Consider the following 26,449-nt stretch of genomic DNA (forward strand, 5'->3'; position numbering starts at 1 on the left):
TTACCCAGGTTTCGATGTTCAGTATTTGTTCAGAGCAGGATGCTAGAATTAGAATTATTCTTTATTAAGAACATTAGTGCGGATTGTAATTATTTGGAAGGAGGAAGGCCGATGAAGAAAATGAAAGGTGTGCTGCATGTTTTTCTGGCAGGGGCTTTAATGTTCAGCAGTGTCCCTGCAGTATGGGCCGAAGGCGGGGCAGCCTCTACGGCGAAGCCGCTTGGTATTGCCCAGGACTTCAATATCTTCCTGCTTGGGAACATCAACCAATCCTCGGATACAGAGGGCAGACTGGCCGTGGGAGGGAATGCCACCCTCAGCAATTTCGGCGTGGGTGACAAGCTGGATTCATCTGCCAACGGAACGGATGTATTCGTTGCTGGCGGGGATGTGAACTACAACGGCGGGCAGGTCTTTTTTGGAAATGCCGTATACGGGGGAAAGTTGAACAACAGCGTCACTGTTCGTTATGGCACATGGCGCAAGGACAATCCCATTGATTTTGACGCTGCTTTTACACACCTGCGGACCCTGTCTACAGACCTATCCAAGCTTACTGCCAATGGGACTACCCTGGAGAGCTACGGCACCATTACCTTGAAGGGTACCAATGCCGGCGCTACCGTGTTTGCCGTGCCGGGCAGCATGCTTGCCTCCTCCCATACCTTCAACATCGAAAACATTCCCAACGGCGCTACCGTCATTGTAAATGTAAGCGGCGAAAGCATCTCCAGAATGCCCTCCCTGGACCAAAACTCCAACCGGGCACGTTACGTGCTGTACAACTTCTATGAAGCCAAAACCATCTCCATGTCCGGGCTGCAAATCCGGGGCTCCGTGCTTGCGCCTTGGGCGGACCTGTCCTTCTCCAATGGACAAATCAACGGGACGGTTATCGCCAGCTCCATGAAAGGCTCCTCCGGCGAAACCCATCACTATCCATTTGAAGGCACCATACCGGAGGAACCAAAGCCGCCTACACCGACACCGACACCTACACCTACACCGACACCTACACCGACACCTACACCGACGCCTACGCCGACGCTTACACCTACACCGACTCCTACTCCTACGCCGACACCGACGCCGACACCTACACCGACGCCGACATCTACACCGACGCCTACACCGACACCGACGCCGACACCTACGCCGACGCCGACGCCGACACCTACACCGACGCCGACACCGACGCCTACACCTACACCGACGCCTACACCTACACCGACGCCGACACCGACACCTACGCCGACGCCTACACCGACACCGACGCCGACACCGACACCTACACCTACACCGACTCCTACACCGACGCCGACGCCTACACCGACACCTACACCGACGCCGACGCCTACACCAACGCCTACACCTACACCGACGCCAACACCTACACCGACGCCGACACCGACGCCGACACCGACGCCGACGCCGACACCGACACCGACGCCGACACCGACACCGACACCGACACCTACTCCGACATCGACGCCGACACCGACTCCAACACCGACACCGACGCCGACGCCTACACCAACGCCGACACCGACGCCGACACCGACGCCGACACCGACGCCTACACCAACGCCGACACCAACGCCGACACCGTCTCCGTCTTCCGAGCCGACACCGTCTCCGTCTTCTGAGCCGACACCGTCTCCGTCTTCTGAGCCGACGCCGTCTCCGTCTTCCGAGCCGACTCCGTCTCCGTCTTCTGAGCCGACACCGTCTCCGTCTTCTGAGCCGACTCCGTCTCCGTCTTCTGAGCCGACTCCGTCTCCGTCTTCTGAGCCGACTCCGTCTCCGTCTTCCGAGCCGACACCGTCTCCGTCTTCCGAGCCGACTCCGTCTCCGTCTGTTGGACCGACACCGACGCCGTCTCCGACTCCGGTGTCTACTCCGGATCCTGATGATACGGTTGAAATTCCTGAAGAAACTACTCCGCTGGGAGGAAACAGCCCGTCGCCAAGTGTTACACCGACCGCAACTCCCAGGCCTTCTGCAACAGTAACGCCTGCAGCAACCGTGTCTCCGACTCCGGCAGCCGCCTCGCAAGCAGATGGAGAAATTGTAATTGCCGATGACCTTGTCGCAAGAGGCGCACCTTCTCCGCAAGCCTCGCCCTCCCCTTCCCCGGCACAAACCGAGGAAGCCGGTGAAGAGCTGATTCTGGAGGATGCCATTCCGCTGGGCACCTTGCCCCAAACCGGGGAAACCAGCCGGGTTCCCTACCTGTTCGCCGGATTTTTGATGCTCGTTTCCGGCTTGGGCATCATCCGGACGCGGAAATCCAAATAATCCGAAGGTTCAGGAATATTTTTCCTAATGATTACCGGGTGACGAAACGAAATGGACCGACGATCCGCTATTTGCCCGATTTCCGCGGATCCAGGAATCTTACGGACACAGGAGCCCTTATATGGCCGTATCGGCCGCCATACTGGCTGATTTCACCAACATAACGGCTCCTCAGTCCGCGACTAAGCGCAACCCCCTGTTTTCCGCGGAATAAGGTCTCCTAAGTCCGTTACCCCAGGCAACCCGCCGCCGCGGAGGAAACAAGCCGCACCGGCAATTACCACAAATACAAAAAACAGGCGGATCACGACTCTCCAGTCGTGTCCGCCTGTTTTATTACTGAAAACTATCTCTTGATTGTACCGCCATCAGCCCGTTCTCCCGCCCCGCGGCGCCACCCGGGCAAATGCTCCAGCAGCAGCAGCACGCCGAACCACAGCATCAAATCGAAGGAGACATTAAACCCAAACAGATGCTTGGCCAGATCCGCCTCCCCGTCGCCGACCACCGGTGTCACGAACTGGAACAAGGCCACCAGCCCCAACCCCGCCAGCACCTCCAGCCGGATCCGCTCCCGCAGCCGGAAGGCGTTCAGGTACCGCCGGATTAGCATCACATAATACAGCACAAACACCAGCAGAATGAACCACAGCTTATTAGGAAGCACCCGGTGCTTGAACTCGCTCCACAGACTGAGGGCGTACGAAACCTCCCCGGACTTTAACCCCTCCGATTGCTCGAAGCTGCCCAAATAATACGGCCGGATGGTCATTCCGTGTTCCCCGGCAATCTCCAGCTTATCCCAGAACCGCCCGGGATGCTTCAGGTAGAATAATCCCACCTTTAAGTGGCTGAACGCCGGGTAATATTCCTGTGCGAATACAGGATCATGCTGGTCAATAGGCGCCGGCTCAAAATAGTTGGTCCCCGCATTCACCGCAAGCTTCTCCGGCAATCCCAGCTCCCGCAAATCCGCCGCGGGATTCTCCGAACCCTTCAGCACCCCAAAGAACACCGTCTGGTACTGGTTGATGATTTTGATCTCCTTGGGCAAGGAAAAGTAGATAGCCGCGGAAGCGGCAACCAGCACCACCGCCAGCCAACCGGCCTTCCTCCGCCAGCCCCCGCCCTTGCGCAGGGTCCCCAGCCGCAGACACAATAGCGCCAGCAGAATCCCCACCGGAGCATTCTGCACCTTGGCGCCGATCAGGAGCACCGACGAAATGGCAAAACCCCAGAGATAGAGGCTCATAGGCTGGGCCCCCCGCAAGAGCGCCAGCACAAACCCCAGCGTAAGAAGCATGGCCACGTAGGCCATAGGCTCGCTGAACAAGGAATTATAATAAGCGGTATAACCGACGTCGGCGAACATCACCACAAACAGAATGCCAAGCAGCGCGTTCCCCCAGACGTTCCTTCCCTTGCAGTAACGAAGCAATAGCCACGCACCGGCTACAAACAGCGCCCCGTACACAATGGCCACCGCACGCATATCGAACAGCTCCTTGCCCACAACCAGGCAGAGCAGCTTTCCGATCATCACAGGCAGCAGGGAGGTGCTGACATAACCGCCCAACCCCATCTCCTTCATGGCAAACTCCCGGATGAACCAGCCGAAATATTTTTGCTCATAGGGTAAGGAAGGATCCGTGTAATCCAGCCCCACCGTTCCCATAATACGGAGGAAGTCCCCGTTATCCGCCATTCCGATAACCGGCTTCCATAACAACAGCCAAGCCAGCACAACCGCGGCAGCAAGGGCTACGATATATTCTACTTTTAACCAACGTCGCATCTTGCGTCAGTCCCCCCCTTCCCCGGCTGCAGGAAACATCCTGCGCTCCAGGCGTTGTCCCAGACCCTCGAATTTGACCGTAAATGCACGAAACGCCCGCGAACCCACCATCCTGTCCGCCAGCCAGACGCAGCCTGCGGCAAACAGCATTCCGCCCACTACATCCAGGGTCCAGTGAATTTTCAGATACATGGTAGAGATGATGATGGAGATACAATACACACTAAGCACCGTTTTGTACCAGCGGCTTTTTTCCCGCAGTGACAAGAGCAGCCCCGCAAAAGCAATGGAGGTATGCATGCTGGGAAAACAGTTCAGCACCGTCTGGTACGCCACCTCCGGGCTCATCATCCGCTCCAGCAGATCGGGTGTGCCCTGCACATACCATACCTCCTGCAGAAGAATCGTGTTGTAGAAGGGCAGGATCAGCGGCACCTGCAAGAGGTAACCCGCCAGCGCATAACGGCCCAGCCGGGTCACATCCTTGGTAAAAAATGCACGGATAATGCAGATCCAATAAGACAGCGTAAAGCCGTACGAATACACCCACTGCATATACCGGGTCAGCCACCAGGGTTGCCACACCCGCATAAACGCAGCGTCATTGCCCGGAATCCGGCCAAACCAATCGTTCCAGTTGAAAATATGGCGCATCGATTCCGTCTGCCAGCCCACCACCCTGTGCCAGAAGGGATTGGCGTATTGGTAGATCAGATAGAAGGCCGTCAGAGTCAGCAGTCCCGCCGGTAAATAATGAATCCAGCTTATGGCCCGGGTATCCTTCCGGACGCCGATTAAGGCGGCCGCCAACAGCAGCACACAGAGCCAGCTCCAGCTTTGCACCCTGGTAATGGCATAAATGACACCGGCCGCTCCCACAAACAGCAAAGGCAAGTAGATGCGGCTCCACAGAGATCTATGGGACGAAGACGGTTTTAACGCTGCAGAGGAAAATGGTCGTTTCATTGCGGCACAGCACCCCGCTTCTTCTCCAGTCTGTCCGTTATGTAAGCCGCTGCAAACATAGCCACCAAGGGCATAAGCGGTGCCGAGTAGCGGGAATGGGCCAGGTAGAGCATATGCAGCAGGGACATGTACCCGAACAGCAGCAGAATCAGCTGCGCTCCGGGAAGCCGCCACCACTTGCGAAGACCGGCAATGCCTGCGGCCAGCAGCAGATAATGGTAAACCACCGCGGCGATTAAGGGGACACCGGGCAGCGCCATCCAATAGAACACATCCCCCCAGAACAGGGCGAACTTGCCTACGGTATACCAGGCGGTGTACAAGAGGGGTTTGGTGGTAAAGCCCTCCTTGATCCGCTCCTTGGCCCTGGCGGTATCCTGCTCATCGTTCACCCACTGGTCATTGGTGGTGTGCCAGGTTTTTTGCTCCTCCATGAACAGCGCCGGCACGGTAAAGGGATACGTCCCCAATAATAGAGGATTGCCCCCCGCTTTGGTCAAAGGGATAAAATGGCCCCCCGACGCCTCATAATTGCGCACCCACCAGGGTGTCAGGCACAGGACGAACACCGCCGACGTAATGAGCCCGCAGCGGATCAGCTTTTTCCAGGGCAGCTTGGCCCCGTAGATATAATACAGGAAGATCAGTCCCGGCCAGAGGGCAATGGTGGGCCTTACATACACCGCCGCCGCCCAAATCAGGCCAAAGGCCACCGCCCAGCCCGAGGTGGGGCGCTCCATCGCCCGCAGTGCCGTATACAACAGGAGCATCAAGGCCAGCAGGAACATGGACTCCGTAAACACAAACAAGGACATCAGCCACAGCGGCGGATAAAAGGAGCTTATACCCACCGTCCACAAGGCCGTCCGCTCATTAAAGATGCGCCGGGCGCACACATACAGAAGTCCCAGCGCCCCGGCCACCATAGCCGCCTGAAGAATGCGGAAGCCCTGGGCGGTTGCCGCAAGACTTCCCGTCAGCTTATACACCACAGCCAAAACCCCCGGCAGCGCCGGTGTAATGAAGAAGGTGGGCCGGTCCGGGTCATTATAGGTAAATTTGCCTTCCTCCGCCAGAATGCGCGCGGATTCCAAATAGCCCCGGTCATCGGAGCCGTAATCGTAATAACTGCCGTGGAGCAAAACCAGCAGGCATTTCAGTACGAATGCCCCCAGCAGCAGCACGGCCAGCCATCTTTTGGTATTCAATTTCTCTACCCCTTCCAGCCAATCAGGGCCACGCCCGCCAGGATTAGCAGACATCCGCCGATTTTGGCCGCCGATAATGGCTCATGAAAAATAAAATAAGCGCCGAACACGGCGAGAATATACGCCACACTCTGCAGCGGGTAAGCCAAACTCAAGGGCACCCGGGACAGAATAAAAAACCACAGCAGCGTAGCCGCTCCGTACATAACCAGCCCGGTCAGCACATAGGGGGACAGGAACAGCCGGAGAATGCCCATGAGGGACCCGAAGCTGTCCGGGTTCTGCTGCATTCCCATTTTCCACAGAAACTGCCCGCTGACCAAAATCACTGTATTAATCAGGATCAGCACCACATTGATCAGTGCCATGATGGTTCCTCCGTATCTTCATTCGAACATGCTGCCTGTCCCGTTGCCAGCTGGGATTTCACATCCTCCAGCTCCTTGCGGAGCAGCCCCAGCTCCTGGGTCAGGACCTTCAGCCGCTCCTCCTCCCGGGAGGACTGGGCGGCATGGAGCATCAGCAGGCTCATCACCACATAGAAGGCCAGCATAAAAATCAGCGCGGGCATATACGCGATGCCCAGCCTGGCTGCAGCCTGGTTCAACAGCGGAATCACCGCCGCCGTCACCACGGCCGAGGCTGCCAGCATCAGCCATACGAAGGCCTGCCGCTCCCGAAAGCGCTGGCGCCGCACCACCCAGAGCACCTGGACAAAAAACAGCAGCGCCACACCGATCGATATCACCTGAATCCGGTCCATCCACCCTCAGCTCCTTCCCGTTGGATTGGTTTATGCCACCCGCCGCAGCAGGGAAAAGACCGTCACCTTGGTCATGTAATAAATGGACTTGACGGGGGTAATGGAGGAGACGCCCCCCTGCCGGGAATTCATCCGCACACTGAGCTCCTTTACCCGGTAACCCGCACGGGCCATATCCACCAGCACCTCCACCTCGGGATAGTCGCCGGGATACCGCACGGCAAAACGCTCCATAAGCCGCCGGTTCACAATCCGGTAGCCGGAGGTGGGATCGGTGACCGACAAACCGGTCAATAGCCGGATCAGCATGGAAAAGTAGCGGATGCCCAACCGCCTTGCCCGGCTGCCCCGGTAGCCGCTGTCCTCCACAAAACGGGAGCCGATCACCATGTCCGCTCCGCCATCCTCCATGGCCCTGACCAGCCTGTCCAGATCCTCAGGGTTATGCTGCCCGTCCCCGTCTAACTGGACGGCATAATCATATCCCTTATCGACTGCATACCGGTAGCCGGTCTGCACCGCTCCGCCGATGCCCAGATTAACCGGGAGCCGCACATGGGGAATGCCGTGAGCGGCCAGAAGCTCCTCCGTCCGGTCTGTGGACCCGTCGTTCACTACCAGGCAATCCGCCCGGCCTGTGGCCCGGACCCTGGCTGCTGTATCGAGAATGGCTGCTTCTTCATTGAATGCCGGAATAATCACCAGTACCCTTTTCATCCCGGTCGACGCCCCTTAAGCCTCATCATCATTCCAGCCCTTTCCTTTTTTACTTCCCCTATCTTAACGAATTTCGCCGGCGATTTCCAACCGGCCTGCCAAACCCGGCTGACCGCCGTCCATATATTGTTGGACAATGACGGTCATCGGAGGGATAATCAATACAGCAATTGTTAGCAGGAAATAGATTTTTATCCAATGAAGCAGAGGCTGGAGGAGCATAATGGAAGCCTTTACACGATTGGTTAGCAGTTTGAAGGAACGTATCCCGGATAACGAAGCGCTTTTTAACCCGGGGGTGGAGGAAAGCGAGCTGGATCAGCTGGAGAGGGCAACCGGCATCACGCTGCCCGAAGAATTCCGGCTGCTTTACCGCAGTCACAACGGGGAAGGCGAAGGCCTCAGCGGCTTTTTGGCGGGATTTGGATTCATGAAGCTTGAAGCCGTATTGGGAGAGTGGAAAGCACTGCAGCAGGCGGCTTATTCCATAGTATCCAATAAACCCGGTGAAATCAGGGAAGGCGCTTGTCAAAAGGGCTGGATTCCCTTCGGGGATGACGGAGGAGGCTCCTTTCTTGTGATGGACCTGGCCCCGGGCCCGGAAGGAAGCTATGGGCAGATTATCACCATCGACCATGATTCGGATATCTCCTATGTGATTGCCGGGAGTCTGAGTGAGTTTTTGGCTTTTATTGAAAAAGGACTGTTAAGCGGTGATCTCTCCATCTCTCAGGAGGAGGATGAGGATATAGCTGTGCTCCTTTGGAAGGAAGGGCATCTGCTGGATGATGTTCTGGCCCTGACCGGAACGGCAGCAAGCGCCGATGGCATTGAGGTTGACGGATTTTGGGCGGACTTCTTCCGGCATGACCTGACAGACGGGAAGGTTCCGCTCCAGATACTGGCCAGTATGAAGATGGTTTTTATCAAAAGAGACGCTTCGGAAAAGTTCGATAAGGTGCCCCTTGATCTGCTGAAGCACATGGTGAATCTGAAGGAGCTGATTATTCACGCGAATAATATCACGAGCTTCGGACCTCTGCGGGAGATCCCCTCCTTGGCGAAGCTGGTGATCGGGAGTGCTGCCTTTGCCGAGGCGGATCTAAACCTCTTAGCCGAACCAGGGACGATCAAGCAGCTCACCCTGACCAGTCGGGAAGCTGAAAGCACTGCGGATACTCAGTCTCCATAACATGCCCCTGTTGGATTGGACCTCACTGGCCACATTGACCCAATTGAATGAGCTAAGTGTAGACAAATTGGAAAACGTTGATTTATCCTGCCTCTCCGCACTTACCAAGCTGTCGGTATTGAAGCTGGCTGGCCTCGATATACCAGACCTGGAATTTCTGCGGAATTTGAAAAAGCTGAAGCGATTCAAAACAGATCGGAAAGCACACGATGAAAACGCAGTGGAGGTCTTTTGCGGTATGAGCAAGCTGCAGGAGCTTAACTATCCCATAAGCGATATGCAGCTGGTTGCCAGGTGTCCGCAGCTGACGGAAATAAGCGTGGATGCGGTGGGCTTCCGTCATGCCGAGGCGCTGAAGGGCACCGGCATCAAGAGTACCATGGTCTATAATGCGTCATCCGAGGAAGAGGCTGATCAGATTATAGAAGAAATCGAACAATACTGTAATCTGCAAACCTCAGGCTGTGAGGTATCCTGGGAAGATTAATCAACCGGCTCTCATCCGCATAATAGTCTTTTCATAAAGAAATCCCGGACGCTTTCCATAAGCTCCGGGATTTCTTCTGATTGCAGGGGATTACCCCGCCGCGAATTGGCTTTCGTACAGACGGCGGTAAGCACCTCCCTGGGCCAGCAGCTCATCATGGCTGCCTGCCTCCACGATGTCGCCGTTCTGCATATAGAGGATCAGGTGCGCTTCCCGGATGGTGGACAGCCGGTGGGCGATGACGAAGCTGGTGCGGCCGGCGATCATCCGCAGGAAGGCCTCCTGGATACGCAGCTCCGTACGGGTATCGATGCTGCTGGTGGCTTCGTCCAGAATCAGCATAGGCGGGTCCACCAGCATTACCCGGGCAATAGTCAAGAGCTGCTTCTGGCCCTGGGACAGGCTGTCTCCGGTACCGCTGATGACGGTGCTGTAGCCGTCGGGCAGGCGGCGGATGAAGCTGTGGGCATTGGCCGCCCGGGCCGCTGCCTCCACCTCGGCATCGGTGGCGTCCGGTTTGCCGTAGGCGATATTGTCGCGAATGGTGCCGCCGAACAGCCAAGTGTCCTGCAGCACCATGCCGAAGGAACGGCGCAGGCTGTCCCGGGTCATGTGCTTGATATTCACACCATTCAGGGAGATTTCTCCCCGGTCCACATCATAAAACCGCATCAGGAGATTGACGAGAGTGGTTTTCCCCGCTCCGGTTTGGCCTACAATGGCGACTCGGGTACCCGGTTCAACGGTCAGGCTGAAATCGGAAATCAGCGGGCGGACCGGGTTGTAAGCAAAGGCCACATGCTTGAACTCCACTGTCCCTTGAGCAGGCTCCACCGTTACGGCATCTGCAGGCTCCGGCTTTTCCGGAGGCATATCCATAATGGTGAAGATACGTTGGGCGGAGGCAGTAGCTGATTGCAGCTGTGTGAGCACACCGGTGATTTCATTAAAGGGTTTGGCAAACAGGTTGGCGTAGATCAAAAAGCTGGACAACCCGCCCACGGTAATCTGGTTCATTATGGTGGCTACGCCACCCACCATGGCGATGACAGAGAAGGTCACATTGTTCACCAGCCGTGTGGTGGGGTTGGCCAGGGAGCCCAGGAACTGGGACTTCACACCAGCTTCGTACAGACGGTTGTTCTTTTCCTGAAACTGCCCCATAGCCTGCTCTTCGTAATGGAAGGCCTGGACGATCTTCTGGCCGCCTACCATTTCCTCCACATAGCCGTTCAGCTCACCCAGGGTTTTGGCCTGCTCCCGGAACAGCTTCTGGGACCGGGTGGTGACATAACGGGCGGCATAATAGGCAGCGGGCGCGGACAACAGCACAATCAGGGTCATCAGCGGGCTGATGTAGAGCATCAGCACAATGGAGCCGACGATGGTGACAATGCCGGTGAGCAGGGAGGAAAAACCCTGCTGCAGCCCGTCGGAGATCATATCCATATCGTTGATAAACCGGCTGATGCTGTCCCCGTGGGGATGGTTGTCATGGAAGGAAAGGGGCAGCTTGCCGATATGGGCGAACAGATCCTGGCGGAGGGAGTCTACAGTTCTGTAAGACGCCCGGTTCATCAGATAGGCCAGAAGCCAGCCGAAGAGACTGCCCGTCCCGTAGATCACGCCCAGGATCACCAGGATGCGGAACACGGCGGGAAAATCCACCTTCCCCGCTCCGGCCATGGCATCTACGGCTTTACCGATATAATAAGGTCCGGCCAGGCTGGAGGCTACACTCAGTATGGCGCAAACAGCCGACCAATACAGGATGGAACGGTAACGGCCTACATAGGACAGCAGCCGGGTCCAAATTTGTCTTGTGGTCATGATACGGCCTCCTCTCCGGAGAGCTGGGATTGGCAAACCTCTTGATACACCTGGCAGGTTTCCAGCAGCTCCTCATGGGTGCCCAAACCGGCGATTTTGCCGTCATCCAGCACCAGAATGCGGTCTGCGTGACGGACCGAGCTGACGCGCTGGGATACGATCAGCAGGGTTTTGTCCCCGGCGGTTTCCCGGAGGCCCTTGCGCAGAGCGGCATCGGTGGCATAGTCCAACGCGCTGGCGGAGTCATCCAGAATCAGAATCTCCGGCTTGGACGCCAGAGCCCGGGCGATGGTCAGGCGCTGCTTCTGGCCGCCGGAGAGATTAAGTCCCCCGCGCACCAGCACGGTGTTATAGCCCTCCGGCAGCTTGGTGATAAACTCCGCCGCTTGTGCGGTTTGGGCCGCCTCGGCTACCTCCTCCGCTGTTGCGCCCGGATTGCCCCAGCGGATATTCTCCGCTACGGTTCCGGTAAACAGCATGGCCTTTTGGGGGACCACACCGATGAGGCGGCGCAGCTCCTGCAGTTGGTAATCCTTTACATCGATGCCGTTCACCCTTATACTCCCCTTCACCGCATCATAGAACCGCGGGATCAGGTTCACCAGAGTGGACTTGCCGGAGCCGGTGCCGCCGATAATCCCGATGGTCTCCCCTTTGGCGATGGAGAGGGAGATGTCGTCCAGGGCCAATTCGCCTGTGGCGCTGTAGCCGAAGGAGACGGACTCGAAGGCAATGGCCGGTTGGTTGGAGACTGGGGTGACACTTGACTGTGCCCCGTCAGCGGGCAGAGTGGAGGTTCCCTTGGAAGACTCAACCCTGGCAGGCGCTCCGGCTATCCTTTTTCCATCGGCGATGGAGGGCTCGGTGGCCAGCACCTCGCTGACCCGTGCTCCGGAGGAGGCGGCTTTGGTGAAAATAATAACCAGATTGGATACTACAATCAGAGCCAGCAGGATTTGGGTGACATAGTTAATGAAGGCGATAATCTCCCCTTGGGACAAGGAGCCGCTGTCGATATGGAGGCCTCCTGCCCAGAGGATCAGGATAATGGCCCCGTTGACCACCAGGGAGGTGGCGGGGTTCAGCAAAGCGGCGATCCGCCCCACATGAATGGCTGTACCGGTAAGATCCTCCGAGGTTTCCTTAAACCGCTTCTGCTCCGCTCTGCCCTTGGCGAAGGCGCGGATAACCCGGACCCCCGTCAAATTTTCGCTCAGAACCGAGCCCATACGGTCCAGCTTGCCCTGGTACCGGCGGTACAGGGGAGCCGTCCGGCTGATAATGAAATAAAGAATCACTCCGATAATCGGCGCCGCCACCAGCAGAATCAGCGACAGCTTCAGATCCAGAATCATCGCCATGATGATGGCCCCGACACAGATAAACGGTGCGCGGATCACCAGCCGGATGAGCATGGCCACTGCCAGCTGCAGCTGGTTCACGTCGCTGGTCAGCCGGTTGATGAGGGACGGTGTCCCGAACCGGTCCAGCTCCGTATAGGACAAGGAGGAAATATGCTTAAACAGGGCGTTGCGCAGATTCGTGCCGAAGCCTTGGGAGGCCCGTGCCGCATAATGCTGGCAGACCAGCGAGCAGCCGTAGCCCAGAATGGCCATGCCGATCATTAAAAGGCCCATTTGCAGCACATAGGTTTTGTCGCCCCGGCCAATGCCGTTGTTGACGATAAGAGCCACCACTGTAGGCAGGAGCAGCTCCAGAATCGCCTCCAGCAGCTTAAAAAACGGGCCTGCGATTGTTTCTTTCCGAAAGGGCTTGAGGAAGCCCACGAGCTTAAACATGTTTGCATCACACCTAACGTCAAATTCTGTAGTCTGAGGCATTCCGCCTGCTTTTGCATTATCCCATAGATGGTGATATATGAAAAATATTTGTTTTATATGCCCGCCATACTTTTATCGTATATAAGGAGAGGCTATAATGAAAACAACATTACTTACGGTTCAAGAGGAGGCTATCATGGATATCCGCCAGCTCCGATATTTTTTGACTATCGCTGAGGAAGGGCAAATTTCCTCCGCCGCCCGGAAGCTGCGTATGGCACAGCCTCCGCTAAGCCAGCAGCTGAAGCAGCTGGAGGAGGAGCTGGGGGCCCGCCTGGTGGACCGGGGACCCCGCAGCCTTCAACTTACGGATGCAGGAGCCATCCTGCGCAACCGGGCCCAGGAAATTCTGGACCTGACCGACGCTGCCGCCCGGGAAATCCGGGATTTGGCCAAAGGCATGAACGGAACCCTGACCATCGGAACCGTCTCCTCCTCGGGTGAGGCGCTGCTGAAGCGGGGGTTATCCGAGTTTCACCGGCTGTACCCCGGGGTAAGCTTCGAAATCCGCGAAGGCAACACCTTCAGCATCATCGAGATGCTGGGCAAGGGACTGGTGGAGGTGGGCATCGTCCGCACTCCCTTTAACCCCGGGAATTTGGGCTGCAAGTATGCGTCCCCCGAGCCGATGATCGCCGTTATGACAGCGGACCTGGACTGGAGTCCCGGCTGCGGCCATGCGGAGATGGAGGAGCTGGCGGAGAAGCCGCTGATCATTTACCACCGTTTCGAGTCCCTCATCCGCGAAAGCTGCTTGTCCCACGGCTTCGAACCCGCCTTCTTCTGCCGCAACGACGACGCCCGCACCACTCTCCAGTGGGCGAATGAGGGGCTGGGCATCGGCATCGTGCCCCGTTCAGCCTTTGGACTGGGCAGCAACCGGAATCTGCTCCACAAGGAAATCCGCTGCAAGGAGCTGACCACCAGCGTAGCCGCCATCTGGAACAAGGACAAGTACCTGTCCTCCCCGGCGGAGCGGTTTTTGGAGCTGTTTCATTAGGGTCTTCTAAGTCTTCCCCATGGGGAGGAATTTCCTCCATTTCCTGAGCTGAAGGGATAGTGTACGAACACCCCCTTCACGTGGTACGCTTACGGACCGACGTTCCGCTATTTCGCAAAAACCTGCTCTTTTTCCAACCTTACGGACTGACGATTCATTATTTGCCGGTACTGCCGCCGAAACGCCCTTTCGCCGCCCATTAGCGGCTCTACAGTCCGCGTTCACCCGAAAAAGCCGATTTTTCGCCCAATAGCGGCTTCTGTGTCCGTTGGCGGCGGAACTCCGGCTATTTCAAACGAAGCACGCTGCTTATCCGGCAGCAGAAGTCTTCCCCGCCCATCTACACACAAAAAGAGCAGCTCCCCGATCCGCTTCGGGCAGGCTGCTCGTATACTCACTCTCTCTACTCTGCCAAGTTACTCGGGCTTCCGAAACACCGCCACCAGCGCGGTGGAGCCCGTCTGGTACGGCTCCTGCTTGTACCCCCCGTAAAGCTCCGGCACAGGCAGCCCATACTGCTCGGCGATATGCAGCAGCTCCTCGCTTTGCATCGGCAGAAGACGCACACTGTTTTCATATACCTCCTGTGCACCTTCCATCTCCAGAGTGAGCCGCCCCTGGAACTGAATCCCGTCCTCCTCCAGCTCGTAGAAACGCCTGAAGGTGAGCGTCCCCTCGGCCAGGCTGCGCTCAATTACCGGCAGCTCCTTCACCCTGTCCCGCAGGATGCGGTCATAATTGACGTTCTGCAGAATCAGCGTGCCCCCCGGCACCAGCCGGTCGTACATCTGAATCACCGAGTCGGCGATTTCCGTCAGATCATTCAAGTGGACCAAGGAGTTCCCTACGCACAGCACCGCATGGTAGTGTTCCGCCGGAAGACGGTCCAGTCCTCTCATATCCATCAACAGGGTATCAAAAGCCGGCGACTTGCCCGTCTGCTGCTTCACCCGGATCCGCTCCACCATGGACGGGTCTACATCGAGAGCTGTCACCACATAGCCGGAATCGGCAAGCGCCGCGGCAAGATTGCCCGTTCCTGCGGCCACATCTAGAATCCGCCCCTGGGCAGGCATATATTGCTCCACAAACCGGTGTTGATCCGGGGAGTATGGGAAAATATCGTCATAATAACGGCTTAGTGTTTCATAAAAGCTCATAGCTGGTCACTCCTTCTTTTAAGCCTTGCCCAAATTTATCCTCATCATCAGTATACCTGTTTTTGCGGGTATTCAATAATTGGTTAATTTTGGATTTAACCCTAAGAGAATACCATAATCCCGGGGGAACGGCAAGCGAACACCGCCGAATGCACAAAAACGGCCATTCCTCCTGGAGAGGAAAGACCGTCTCTATTTTCATCAAAAATTCGTTATTGCTGCAGGTAATATCGGCGCAAGGGCTCCTGCAGGGCCGCATAACCGTTGTTGTAGAGCTTTTGGTAGGCTTGGTGGCGGCCAGGGTCTGCCGTAACCTTCCCCGTGCCGTTCTTGTCGATAGCGTTTGCCGCTGTTTCCGCGCTTTCGTACACTCCGGCACCGATGCCTGCGGCCATAGCGGCTCCCAGAAGAGTCGCCTCCGGGATAGGCGGCAGCTCCAGAGTGAAGTCGGACACATCCGCCTTCACCTGCAGCCAATGTTTGTTCCGGGTGCCTCCCCCGACCACCTGCAGCCGCTCAATAGGACTGCCTGCAATCTCCTCCGCCGACTGGCGGATGGCCTCCAGCTGGTAAGCGGTGCCCTCCAGCACAGCCTTGATGATGTCCCCTTGCCCATGCTCCTTGTTCAGCCCGATAAACGCAGCCTTGGCTCGGGTCTCCGGGGCAGGCGCTCCGCTGCCGGTGAGATAAGGGAAATACAGGATGCCGGTTGGCCCAGGGTCTGTTTCCTCCAAAAGCGCCAGCAGCCGCTCATAGGACAGCTGCTCCTCGCTTAACAGGGTGCGCAGCCATTCCACCGAACCGCCGGAGGAGGAATTGCCCCCCATCCAGAAATAACGGTCCTTGGCCACGTGGCAGCCGAAGGACAGACCGGACTCAAACTCCTTGCGGCCAAGGGGCTTCTCCTCCATGGTGCCGACCAGCGTCTCTGCCGTTCCCATAGAGTCATAGATGACACCCTTGGTGATGGCGCCCACCGCCAGTGCGGCAACCACATGGTCATGCCCGGCGATGGCTACCGGCATACCCTGGCGGAGCCCGGTGGAGGCAGCCGCCTGGGCAGTCACACCGCCGAGGGTTGTGCCGGAGGGCAGTACGTTCGGATAGATGGCCGGGTCAATCCCGAAGCTCCGGAGCCATGGCTCATCCCAGGTTTTTTCGTCAATGCGAAAAGCGTAGGTGCGGGCCGCCAGCGAATAGTCAAAACCCAGCTCCCCGCACAACCGGTAGGCGATATAACCGGAGGCGGACAGCCAGCGGGCATTGGGGGTAAAAGCCTCCGGCACATGCTCCTTCAGCCATAGCAGCTTGCACAAGCCCAGTTTGAAGCTTAGATGGAGGCCGCTGGCCTGAAAACGTTCATAGGTATCGCATTGGGAGCGGATCAGCTCCGCTTGGGGCTTGGAGCAGGTATCAAACCAAGGCATAAAGGGAGACAAAGGAGCTCCGGTCTCTTTGTCGATTAACAGTCCGCTTTCGGCCATGCTGGTGATGCCTACCGCTTTAATCTCCTCCGGGTCTACGCCGCGCGTCACTTCCCGGATGGCAGAGGACACCAGCTTCCACATCTCCTCGGGGTCATAATAGAATTCGCCCCGTTCATTCTGATGGGTGGCGGTGGGCCGGCTTGCAATGGCTACCGACTTGCCGTTTTTTGCGAATAACCCGGCTTTGCTGTTGGTGGTGCCCAAATCAATGCCAAGGAGCATCGGACTTCCTCCCGTATGTTCGAATTCAACCGTTCTCTTGCTTTTATTCTATCGTGAACCCCGGCAAAACACAATTATTGGTACGTACCAATTTGCCAAAATAAAAAAGCCTCCGTCTCCACGCATAGCGCGGAAACGGAAGCGGCGTTACAGGTGTTATTTGGAGGACTCCAGCAGGTGGTAGTATGCCCAGTGTCCGGAATCCAAGTCGGAGAAGCCTTTTTTGCCTGTCAATTGCTCCGGATTCGGAGTGCGGCCCAAGGCCCGGTTCAACAGCACAACGGTTTCCGCACGGGTGATGCTTTGGTCGGGACGGAAGCTGCCATCCTCGTAGCCGTTCACCCAGCCTGCGGCTGCCGCTTGCTCAATGGCCGACTTAGCCCAGTGGCTGCCGGAATCGCTAAAGCTTGTTGCTGCCTGACCGCTAGTCTTCGGCAGGAATTGCACCAGAATAGCGACCAGTTCGGCCCGGGTCATAGCAGCGGCAGGACGGAAGGTACCATCCTCATAACCGTTGACCAGCCCTTTTTGCAGGAAATACTGAATAGCCGGGGTAGACCAGTTGGAGGCGGACAGATCCTTGAAGGAAGCTGATCCGGTGGTTTGACCCTTGTCGCTGTTCACCAGCAGACCGTAGAACAGGGACAATACTTCCTCACGGGTAATCCGGTTGTCCGGACGAACCGATCCGTCTTCGTAGCCGCTCAGGTACGGTACAGACTCCTTGGTCAGCTCGAGACCGTTGGGACCTTCCAGCACAGGCTTGGTTTCAGCCGGTTGGGTCGGGCCGGGAACAGATGGAGTGGGTGTTGCCGTTGCAGACGGTGTTGGTGTCGGCGTCGGTACTGATGGACCCGAATCAGAGTCAGAATCGTCACTCGGCGTCGGCGTCGGTGTCGGTGTTGGTGTCGGTGTTGGCGTCGGCGTTGGTGTTGGCGTTGGCGTTGGCGTCGGTGTCGGTGTTGACGGTTCCTGATTTGATGCCACAAAGCTCAGGAAATCACCAAGTACAATTTTCCCCTGTGCATCACGGGTCGGAGTTACAGGCGTCAGGCTCTTAAAGTTGCTGTCGGTTAAGGTTACCCCCGATTTGTTGGAGGACTTGCCGCTCTTGAACAGATAATTGCTGTCAGAAGCCAACGAGGACGGATATGTGTCCGCCGCGGTGTAGGATTTCTGGTAGGAGATAAAGCTCTCCAGTTGGAAATCGGCAGTAATTCCCGTATAAGTGGACAAGTTCAGGTTGCCTCTCGCATTATCAAAAGCGATGTTATTTCGAACAATGATGCCCGGGTTGCTGTTGCTGGTAAAGCCGTATGCCCCGTTGCCGAAGGCATAGCTGTTGCGGATGATGTGCGGCACGTGGATGCCTTCGCCGCCCAGCTTAAAGCCGTTTTTGTCGCCGCTGCCAACTTGGCCGTTGGTCAGAGTACCATTGTTGTAAGCGATGCTGTCTTCAATCAGCACGGCCCCAATGGCGCCAGTTCCGGCCTTGGTGTACAAGTCCCAGCCGTCATCAATGTTGTTGTGGGCAATACAGCCCCGGAAGATATTTCCTTCGCCCACCGTCAGCTTGGCGGCAAAACCGTCGGCATTATTTTCAGAAGGATCACGGTTATCGAAAGAGGTGCTGTTCAAAATCAGGTTATAGGACGGCCAATCTGCACGGTTTTCGGAGCCGTCAGTACGGCTGATTTGCAGACCAGTGTCCCCATGTTCATAAAAGCGGCTGTCTTCTACAATGTTATGGCTGCCGCCAACAGTGAAGCCCTTGGTATTGTCAGCGGAACGGACGAAATCAATACCCTTCACATGCCAGTAGCTGCCTCCCAAGATAACCCCTTCCGACTTTTTGTCGAAGTCGATAACCGGACGGGTTCCCGGAGCCGCCACCAAGTATTTCGGAGCGTCCGCATTTCCATCGTTGTACTTGTTAATGTACAGCGGAGCGCTGCGTTTGTAGACGCCCTCTTGAAGGACAATCCGCTGCCCTGGTTGAACAAAATCAATGGCCGTATTCAAATCCAGCGGGCTCTCTGCGGTGCCTGTTCCTTGAGCGGTTCCCAGCGGAGTAACGATCAGATCGCTGCCGCTGCCGAAGGACTTCATCGTAACAGTGAAGTTCTTGACAACCGGGCTTTCCGAGGTCAGGTACTGTGTATTATCCGGCAGGAAGGTCACGCTGAAGTTGTTATCCCCTTGAACCAGCGTGGCAGGGATAATGGTTTGCACGCCTGCCTGCACAGGCTCATCCAGTTTGACTACATCCTGTCCCTTGCGCAGCGTCAAGGTGCCGTTCACATTGGCCATTACCCGGAAGCTGTAGTCCGACGTGGAAACCTTGTTCAGGGACATAATGTCAAAGGACGGTTGAATCGGCTGAAGGGGTGGCTCCACCTTGGGGGCATCCGCTGCTGCCGAGGTGACCTGAAGCTTAATATTGCTCACTTCGATGGTAGCCAGACGTGCCGCATAAAAGCCCACATACATCTTGGAATCCTGCACCTTCAGAATATCCGGCACAAAGAACATCTGGCTATCGCCGTTGCCGATTTTTCCATAGAATCCGCTGTTGTTCTTGCCCAGGGTCAGCACATAAGGCGTGTTGTCCGGTCCCGGTCTTGCGCTGTTTAGCATGATTTTCTGAATACCCTTGCTGCCTGCGCCGTCGGTCGTGGTTACGCCCGTGCGGACAAACAGCTGCGTGCCGATGGGATTTCCCGTACCGCCGCTAAAACCGCCGATGGCGGCAATATTGGAGGCGAATACGCTGGAATCCTTGGCCGTTCCGATGGCATCTCTGGCCATAATGCCGAAGGACTCCTGTCCGTCGTAAGGCGTTTTGGCGAATGCTTTGACATTAATCGTAGCGGAGAGCTCAAAATTGTCCTTTTCCGCATCCAATTCAGTGTAATAATAGCTGATACCGTCGTGGTCGCCGGTAACCTTACCTGCTCCTTCCAAAGCAACCAGTTCAACCTTACCGTCGCTGCCGACTGTAACCGTATTTTTGCTGGAGGAGGTAGATTGACCGAATACGATACTGTTCCAAACAGCCTCTTGCTGCTGCCTTACCTCTACCTTCAATACAGTAGGTGCTGGCCCCTCAACGACTGGAGTGATGGGCAGTTCATAGGTGCCGGGTTTGCTGCTGTCAAAAGCAGTCATATCCAACGTATAATCTTGTTCGAAGATCAACGTATCCCGATCCCCATTGTCATATGCCTTAGCGACCTTCAAACCGAGAGTGTCAAAGCTTTCCCCAACCAAATAAGTGGTTTTGGGATAGGATTGCACCTCCAGTCCAGTTACGGACTTCGCCTTCACCGTAATTGGGAACGTCGTTTCCATTCCCCGGAAGGAAACCACTACAGAATAAGCTCCGGCTGTCGTCATATCCGGTCCGCTTACATGATACTCCCCGTCCATCAGTCTGACCTTGCTGCCATCGTTATAGTTGGCATATAGGATCATGCCGTCCAGGGACAAGCTTTCATTCAGGAAATAGCTGGTTTTGGCAGGCTGTTTGGCGATCTCCAAGCCGGTAAGGACATCGGATTTAACCAAAACGTCGAATGCCGCAGTTTTGCTTGGTGTTTCCAAAGACCTTACCGTTACTGTTTGTGTACCCGGAGTCTGGAAGGTATATACCGTATCCGTTACAGTCGCTCCGCTGATTGCAGTGGCGCCCGTAATAGACAACGTATACTTGTCCTTGGTTATTTCGGCAGTCGTGTGATTATTGTAATCTCCCGTTACCTCCATGCCCGCACTATCGAAGGCATCTCCGATATAATACACGGTTTTGGCCGGAAGATATTTGATGCGCATATCCACTACATCAAGCTTCATCACATTTACATCAAATTGCGTCTCGGCACCCTTATAGCTGATCGTAACCGTCTGATCACCCAACTGATTCGGGTTATAGCCGGTGACCAAATATTCTTTCGGCTGAAGCACCTTATCCTCACCTGTGCCGTAAACCTGGGCTGTCACCGTAAGGCTAGTCAGGTCCAAGGGCTGAGTAAGCAGATACTGAGTTTTGGTCGTGGATACCTGCAGCCCTTGCGCAGGCTGTTCCACCTGAAGAGAGATATCACTGAAGGTCACCTCTGCATCACGGGCGACGTACAACCCGGCAAACAGGGTGTCTGAAAACAAGTTGTCTAGGTAGATGGTAGTACTTTGATCGTTTAATGAAAGTTTATATGCGTTTCCACTTTTTTGAATAGAAAACTCATAGGAACTTCCAACTTTTGGCTGCTGAACCGAGGCAAAAGACAATTTAGTTTGCTCAATTTTGGGGGAACTAATAGCACTATTATATTTACCATAAAAAGGAATGATGGATAAATTATCATCACCCACAGCAATGTAATTGTTATTTTTTCCATCTTGAATGTTATCAACAAGCAATACCCCAAATGAAGACTGCTTTATGTTTGTATCTTTGGAGTCTGAGCGATAAGTATTTACTTTTGCCTTTGCAGATAACGTAAAGTTACCTTCGGAAGGCAACTCCTTGTGATAAAAAGAAACGCCTATTTCTGAGGAAGAAATTTTTCCGCCTTTATCCGAGGCTTTAAGGGTTACCGTTCCTGCTCCATTATCATCAGGTATTGGCGCAGGATTCTTAACTTCACTTACACCTCCTCCAAACGCCTTAAACTGCCAGTCACTAGTAGAAGAGTCCCCCGTATCCGCATAAACCGGAAGTGCTGCTGTGGTCAGCAACAGAAGAAAAGCTAATAGGGCCGGAAGAATGCGCTTTCTTTTTTTCATGTTCACGTCTCCTTCGTTGAAATTCGTAGAGATAAAGCGGACAAGCAGGTTCCTTGTCGAACCATGTTAACGTTTTCACTATCATACGACAAAACATGTAGTTATATGTTTCACGTTAACAGAACCATTATAAACCAAGTTTTCGAGAATATAAATGCTTTTTTATAAAATTTTGTCCTGCTTATGAAAATCTGCTTTTTATTTCTGCTGCGCCTATCAAAATCGCACAGAGGTTTTGAAGGCGGAAAGGGTGCTGGTACGTAAATGATTTTTCGAGTCTAACCCCCCCTAACCTGCTAGATTTAGCCGCTTCTATATGAAATTTCATATACATTTCCCCGGCAGCACTGCCAAGCTATAAATTATATATGAATTTTCGAATACAATCGGCTCCATCGTGACTTTTCCGAGAATTGTATATGATTTTTCGCATATAACCAGGCCTAACCCTTAAACCAACCAATCCTCAGCTATCCGAACTACCTGAATACGCAAAAAAAGAGCAGCCCCAGCCCAGGCCGCTCCCCTCCTTCTATTCCCCCGCCTCATTAACCGCAGCAGCAGCGCCGCCAATACCGTCAGGATACGTTTCCTTCAGAAAATTGACCGATGCAACAATCAGCTCCTTCAACACCTCCACCTGGATGTCGGCCACTTTGTTGATGTACACACACGCCTTGCCAGATGTATGTTTGCCAAGCTCCTGCAGCAGCGCCTCTCTCTTCGTATCTCCCACAGCAAAATAGAGGCTGGTTTTCCCCTTCCTCGGGGAAAAGCCCACCAGCGGCGCATCGCCCTCATGACCGGAGGCGTACTTGTAGTGGTACGAGCCGAAACCGATGATGCTGTTCCCCCAAAGCTTACCGGGGTATCCCGTGGTATGGGCGAAAATATCCAATAGGATATAGGCATCCTCCCGTTTTTGGGGATTCTCCACCATCTCGATAAATTCGATGACGCTGTTGTCTGTTTCCTTGGTTTTGAGTTCGTACAAGACTTAAACAGCTCCCTTCCCTAATCAAACTGGCTGCGTACTCCCTGTCCCCATATAAAAAATCCCCCGGCCGGCACTCCAATCAAGGAGCACCGGGACGAAGGGATTCTACAAAAACTGCATAAGCTCCTACCGCTTGCCCGGATCGTACGGTTCGCCCAGCGCCGCCGGGGCACGGGCACGTCCGACCGCTCCCGCCAGCACCAGAATGGTGAGCACGTAGGGCAGCATGAAGATGAATTCCTGGGGAATCCGGGCGGACCAGTCATACAGCTGCACCACGTTCCGCAGGGAGGTGGCGAAGCCGAAGAATACCGCCGCGCCGAAGGCGCCCAAGGGATTCCACTTGCCGAAGATCATGGCCGCAATGGCGATGAAGCCTTGGCCGGAGATGGTGTTATGGGTGAAGCTGGCCGTAGTGGTCATGGTGATGGTAGCGCCGCCCAGAGCGGACAGCGCGCCGCTGATGAACACCCCGATATAACGGGTGCGCAGCACCTTGATGCCCACTGTATCCGCGGCGCTGGGATGTTCACCCACCGCCCGCAGCCGGAGCCCGAAGGGCATTTTGTAGAGCGCGTACCAGGCCACAAACACCAGTATATACGCCAGATAGGTGGGCGGATACGCCTGGAACAAGGCCGGCCCGATAAACGGGATATCCCCCAACAGTGGGATCTTCACCTTGCTGAATACCTCCTGCAGCGTCTCCGTCTGGCCGGAGCCGTCGAAGAGCACCTTCACGAGATACACGCAGAGTCCTGCGGCCAGGAAGTTTATAACTACACCGCTGACCGTCTGGTCCGCCTTAAAGGTAATGGACGCCACCGCATGGACAGCCGACAGGAGAACCCCCAGCACAATTGCGGCAAGCATCCCCGCATAAGGCGAAAAGGCACCCATCCCCGCTTCCTCGGCATAATAGCCGAAGAGTGCCGCGGCAAAGGCTCCGACCACCATCAGGCCTTCAATCCCGATGTTGACTACGCCGGATTTTTCCGAGAAAATACCGCCCAGAGCTGCCAGAATCAGAGGGGTGGAAAACACCAGGGTGATGTTGATAATCTCCGCTAAATTCATCCTGCCGCCTCCTTTTTCCGCTTGGCCATAAAGGGCTTCAGCACCCACCGGACAAGTCCGCTGGACGCTACGAAGAAGATGATCAGACCGATAACCACCCGGATAATCTCCGGCGGCACATCGGCTTCAAAGCTCATGCCTGCGGAGCCATAGTTCAGAGAGCCGAAGAGAACCGCGCCAAGCAGAATACCCACCGGGTTGTTGCCCCCGAGCAGTGCCACCGCGATCCCGTCGAAGCCCAGCCCGCTGCTGGCTGCCGCCCGGGTCATGTAGCCGAATACCCCAAGGCCCTCGGTCACGCCGGCCAAACCGGCGAACAAGCCGCTGATGAACATGGCCTTCACCACGTTGCCGTTTACGTTAATGCCGGCATATTGGGCAGCGTGGGGATTATGCCCCACCGCACGGAGCTCGTAACCCTGCCGGGTTTTCCACAGGAGGATATAGTAGACCGGAACCGCCAGGAGTGCCAGCAGCACGCCCCAGTGCAGCCGGGAATCGCCGAACATGCCTGACAGCCAGCTGGAGGTGATGGAGGCGCTGGGTTCGATGATTTTGGAGCGCTGTGTCTTTTCCTGGAGCAGGAAGTGGCCGATGAGATAGTTGGCCAGATACAGGGCGATCCAGTTCATCATGATGCTGGTGATAACCTCATTGACACCGCGGGAGGCCTTCAGCCACCCCACGATGGCGCCCCATAGGCCGCCGCACAGCATCCCCACGATAACAGCCAGCGGAGTGTGGATATAAGGGGGCAGATCCAGCACAATACCGATCCAGACCGAACCCAGCATACCCATGGTAACCTGGCCCTCCGCACCGATATTGAAGAGGCCTGTCCGGTAAGCGAAGCCGACGGAAAGTCCGCACAGCAGGAGCGGGGTGATGCCCCGCAGGGTTTCCCCGATATCATAAGGCGTGCCCACGACTTTATTGATCAACGCGCCATACGCTGCGAAGGGGTTGAAGCCGCCGACCGCCATAATCAGCCCGCCGACAATAAGCCCCAGAAGAATCGCCACCAGCGGAATATAGGCGGAGTCCTTAACGAACACCTTCATCCATTTATTCATGCGCTGCTGTCTCCCTTCTGCTGCCCGCCATTAAGAGGCCCAGCTCCTGGTCATTGGTGTCCTCCGGACGTACCTCGCCCACCACCTTGCCTTCATACATCACGACAATCCGGTCGGAAAGCTTCATAATTTCATCCAGCTCGAAGGAAACCAGAAGCACCGCCTTGCCCTTGTCCCGCTGCTCCACCAGCCGCCGGTGAATGAATTCAATGGCGCCTACGTCGAGCCCGCGGGTAGGCTGGGCTGCGATCAGGAGATCCGGGTCCTTGTCCAGTTCCCGGGCGATAATCGCCTTTTGCTGGTTGCCTCCCGAGAGGGAGCGCGCCTTGGCGTCGGTGCCCGAGCCCCGGACGTCGAAGTCCTTCACCAGCTTCTGGGCATGGACCTCCATGGCATTTTCATCCATAAAGCCGCTGCGGTTAAACGGAGCCTTGAAATACGTGTTCAGCACCATATTTTCCCGCAGGGTAAAATCCAGCACCAGACCGTGCTTGTGCCGGTCCTCCGGGATAAGGGACAGCCCCGCTTCGCCGATATGACGGGTAGAGCGGTTCTGCACCTCCACACCCTTCAGCAGAATCCGGCCGGAATCCACCTTGCGCAGGCCTGTCAGGGCCGCAATCAGCTCGCTTTGGCCGTTGCCGTCCACGCCGGCTACACCCAGAATCTCTCCCGCATTCACCTGCAGGGAAATACCGTCCAATGCACGGACACCACGGTCATCCTTCAAAGACACCTTGTCCACCTGAAGCACCGGCGCACCGGGTTTGGAGGCGGCCTTATTGATCTCGAAGGATACGTTGCGCCCTACCATCGCCTCGGCCAGCGCATCCGGCGACGTCTCTGCCGTCACCACGGAACCGACCACCTTGCCCCGGCGGATAATGGTCACCCGGTCGGAGATAGCCATAATTTCCTTCAGCTTATGCGTGATCAGAATGATAGACTTGCCCTCACGGATGAGATTGCGCATGATGTTCAGCAGATCGTCAATTTCCTGGGGCGTCAATACGGCGGTAGGCTCATCAAAAATGATAATGTCCGCTCCCCGGTACAGCGTCTTCAGGATTTCCACCCGCTGCTGCATGCCCACGGATATATCCTCGATCCTCGCATAGGGGTCCACCTGAAGACCGTACAGATTGGACAGCCGTTCCACTTCCTTGGCCGCCGTTTTCACATCGGTGGACAGGCCTTTTACGGGTTCGCTGCCCAGGATAATATTCTCCGCTACGGTAAAAGGGTGCACCAGCTTAAAGTGCTGATGCACCATTCCGATACCGAGCTTTATCGCTTTGTTCGGCCCGTCAATGACGACCTTGTCGCCGCCCACAAGAATATCCCCCTCATCGGGCTGATACAGCCCGAAGAGGATATTCATGAGCGTGGACTTGCCGGCGCCGTTCTCCCCCAGAAGCGCATGGATTTCACCCTTGCGCAGGGTAAGGGAGATAGAGTCGTTGGCAACAATGCCGGGGAACCGTTTGGTGATTCCCCGCATTTCGATCACCACGGGAGCCGTGGGGTCCAGTGCCGCTCGGTTCATGACAT

The 26,449-nt window shown here is 55.9% G+C and carries 19 protein-coding genes; 4 read left to right on the forward strand and 15 right to left on the reverse strand.

Annotated features, from left to right (window positions below):
* Nucleotides 1-111: 111 nt before the first annotated feature.
* The gene (locus tag ACI1P1_RS17130; protein ID WP_416217647.1) at nucleotides 112-2,298 is read left to right on the forward strand and encodes a choice-of-anchor A family protein; all 2,187 of its coding nucleotides are present in this window, start codon (nucleotides 112-114) and stop codon (nucleotides 2,296-2,298) included.
* Between the two features lie 346 nt (nucleotides 2,299-2,644).
* Here the strand turns inward: ACI1P1_RS17130 and wsfD are convergent, their stop codons facing one another.
* The 6 genes from wsfD to ACI1P1_RS17160 form a co-directional block, all read right to left on the reverse strand.
* Nucleotides 2,645-4,093 carry a glycan biosynthesis hexose transferase WsfD gene (gene wsfD, locus ACI1P1_RS17135; RefSeq protein ID WP_416217648.1) on the reverse strand — a complete coding sequence of 483 codons (1,449 nt, stop codon included), beginning with the start codon at nucleotides 4,091-4,093 and terminating at the stop codon, nucleotides 2,645-2,647.
* 6 nt (nucleotides 4,094-4,099) lie between these two features.
* The gene (locus tag ACI1P1_RS17140) at nucleotides 4,100-4,987 is read right to left on the reverse strand and encodes a phosphatase PAP2 family protein (protein ID WP_416217649.1); all 888 of its coding nucleotides are present in this window, start codon (nucleotides 4,985-4,987) and stop codon (nucleotides 4,100-4,102) included.
* 68 nt (nucleotides 4,988-5,055) lie between these two features.
* Complete coding sequence (locus ACI1P1_RS17145; RefSeq protein WP_416217650.1) at nucleotides 5,056-6,267, reverse strand: ArnT family glycosyltransferase; 1,212 nt, start codon at nucleotides 6,265-6,267, stop codon at nucleotides 5,056-5,058.
* 5 nt (nucleotides 6,268-6,272) lie between these two features.
* Nucleotides 6,273-6,635 (reverse strand): EamA family transporter, encoded by a 363-nt coding sequence (locus ACI1P1_RS17150; RefSeq protein WP_416217651.1) that lies wholly within the window; start codon nucleotides 6,633-6,635, stop codon nucleotides 6,273-6,275.
* A complete protein-coding gene (locus tag ACI1P1_RS17155) occupies nucleotides 6,626-7,030 on the reverse strand; it encodes a DUF2304 domain-containing protein (protein WP_416217652.1) in 405 nt (134 codons plus the stop codon). The genes ACI1P1_RS17150 and ACI1P1_RS17155 overlap by 10 nt, the downstream gene beginning before the upstream one ends.
* Nucleotides 7,031-7,060: 30 nt before the next feature.
* Nucleotides 7,061-7,747, reverse strand: coding sequence for a glycosyltransferase family 2 protein (locus ACI1P1_RS17160; RefSeq protein WP_416217653.1), 687 nt, complete (start codon nucleotides 7,745-7,747; stop codon nucleotides 7,061-7,063).
* Between the two features lie 223 nt (nucleotides 7,748-7,970).
* Between ACI1P1_RS17160 and ACI1P1_RS17165 the strand changes: the two genes are divergently transcribed.
* Nucleotides 7,971-8,939 (forward strand): SMI1/KNR4 family protein, encoded by a 969-nt coding sequence (locus ACI1P1_RS17165; RefSeq protein WP_416217654.1) that lies wholly within the window; start codon nucleotides 7,971-7,973, stop codon nucleotides 8,937-8,939.
* Nucleotides 8,940-9,177: 238 nt separating this feature from the next.
* On the forward strand, nucleotides 9,178-9,426 hold the full coding sequence (locus ACI1P1_RS17170) for a hypothetical protein (protein WP_416217655.1): 249 nt from the start codon (nucleotides 9,178-9,180) through the stop codon (nucleotides 9,424-9,426).
* A gap of 90 nt (nucleotides 9,427-9,516) precedes the next feature.
* Here the strand turns inward: ACI1P1_RS17170 and ACI1P1_RS17175 are convergent, their stop codons facing one another.
* Nucleotides 9,517-11,256 (reverse strand): ABC transporter ATP-binding protein, encoded by a 1,740-nt coding sequence (locus tag ACI1P1_RS17175; protein WP_416217656.1) that lies wholly within the window; start codon nucleotides 11,254-11,256, stop codon nucleotides 9,517-9,519.
* Nucleotides 11,253-13,055 carry an ABC transporter ATP-binding protein gene (locus ACI1P1_RS17180; RefSeq protein WP_416217657.1) on the reverse strand — a complete coding sequence of 601 codons (1,803 nt, stop codon included), beginning with the start codon at nucleotides 13,053-13,055 and terminating at the stop codon, nucleotides 11,253-11,255. Before ACI1P1_RS17180 ends, ACI1P1_RS17175 begins: the two co-directional genes overlap by 4 nt.
* A gap of 178 nt (nucleotides 13,056-13,233) precedes the next feature.
* On the opposite strand from ACI1P1_RS17180, the gene ACI1P1_RS17185 reads away from it, so the two are divergent.
* Entirely contained in the window at nucleotides 13,234-14,097 is an 864-nt protein-coding gene (locus ACI1P1_RS17185) for a LysR family transcriptional regulator (RefSeq protein WP_416217792.1), read from the forward strand.
* A gap of 416 nt (nucleotides 14,098-14,513) precedes the next feature.
* On the opposite strand, the gene ACI1P1_RS17190 is transcribed toward ACI1P1_RS17185, so the two are convergent.
* The 7 genes from ACI1P1_RS17190 to ACI1P1_RS17220 form a co-directional block, all read right to left on the reverse strand.
* Nucleotides 14,514-15,257 carry a class I SAM-dependent methyltransferase gene (locus tag ACI1P1_RS17190; RefSeq protein WP_416217658.1) on the reverse strand — a complete coding sequence of 248 codons (744 nt, stop codon included), beginning with the start codon at nucleotides 15,255-15,257 and terminating at the stop codon, nucleotides 14,514-14,516.
* 212 nt (nucleotides 15,258-15,469) lie between these two features.
* Nucleotides 15,470-16,966, reverse strand: coding sequence for an FGGY-family carbohydrate kinase (locus ACI1P1_RS17195; protein WP_416217659.1), 1,497 nt, complete (start codon nucleotides 16,964-16,966; stop codon nucleotides 15,470-15,472).
* A 156-nt stretch (nucleotides 16,967-17,122) separates the two neighbouring features.
* Complete coding sequence (locus ACI1P1_RS17200; protein WP_416217660.1) at nucleotides 17,123-21,079, reverse strand: bacterial Ig-like domain-containing protein; 3,957 nt, start codon at nucleotides 21,077-21,079, stop codon at nucleotides 17,123-17,125.
* Between the two features lie 1,204 nt (nucleotides 21,080-22,283).
* A complete protein-coding gene (locus ACI1P1_RS17205) occupies nucleotides 22,284-22,745 on the reverse strand; it encodes a DUF1801 domain-containing protein (protein WP_416217661.1) in 462 nt (153 codons plus the stop codon).
* Between the two features lie 129 nt (nucleotides 22,746-22,874).
* The gene (locus ACI1P1_RS17210; RefSeq protein ID WP_416217662.1) at nucleotides 22,875-23,825 is read right to left on the reverse strand and encodes an ABC transporter permease; all 951 of its coding nucleotides are present in this window, start codon (nucleotides 23,823-23,825) and stop codon (nucleotides 22,875-22,877) included.
* Nucleotides 23,822-24,898, reverse strand: a complete 1,077-nt coding sequence (locus ACI1P1_RS17215; protein ID WP_416217663.1) for an ABC transporter permease — start codon at nucleotides 24,896-24,898, stop codon at nucleotides 23,822-23,824. The genes ACI1P1_RS17210 and ACI1P1_RS17215 overlap by 4 nt, the downstream gene beginning before the upstream one ends.
* Nucleotides 24,891-26,444 (reverse strand): ABC transporter ATP-binding protein, encoded by a 1,554-nt coding sequence (locus ACI1P1_RS17220; RefSeq protein WP_416217664.1) that lies wholly within the window; start codon nucleotides 26,442-26,444, stop codon nucleotides 24,891-24,893. The genes ACI1P1_RS17215 and ACI1P1_RS17220 overlap by 8 nt, the downstream gene beginning before the upstream one ends.
* Nucleotides 26,445-26,449 lie beyond the last annotated feature (5 nt).

The organism is Paenibacillus mesotrionivorans, assembly GCF_046098205.1.
In the GTDB taxonomy this organism is placed as follows: Bacteria; Bacillota; Bacilli; order Paenibacillales; family NBRC-103111; genus Paenibacillus_AR; species Paenibacillus_AR mesotrionivorans.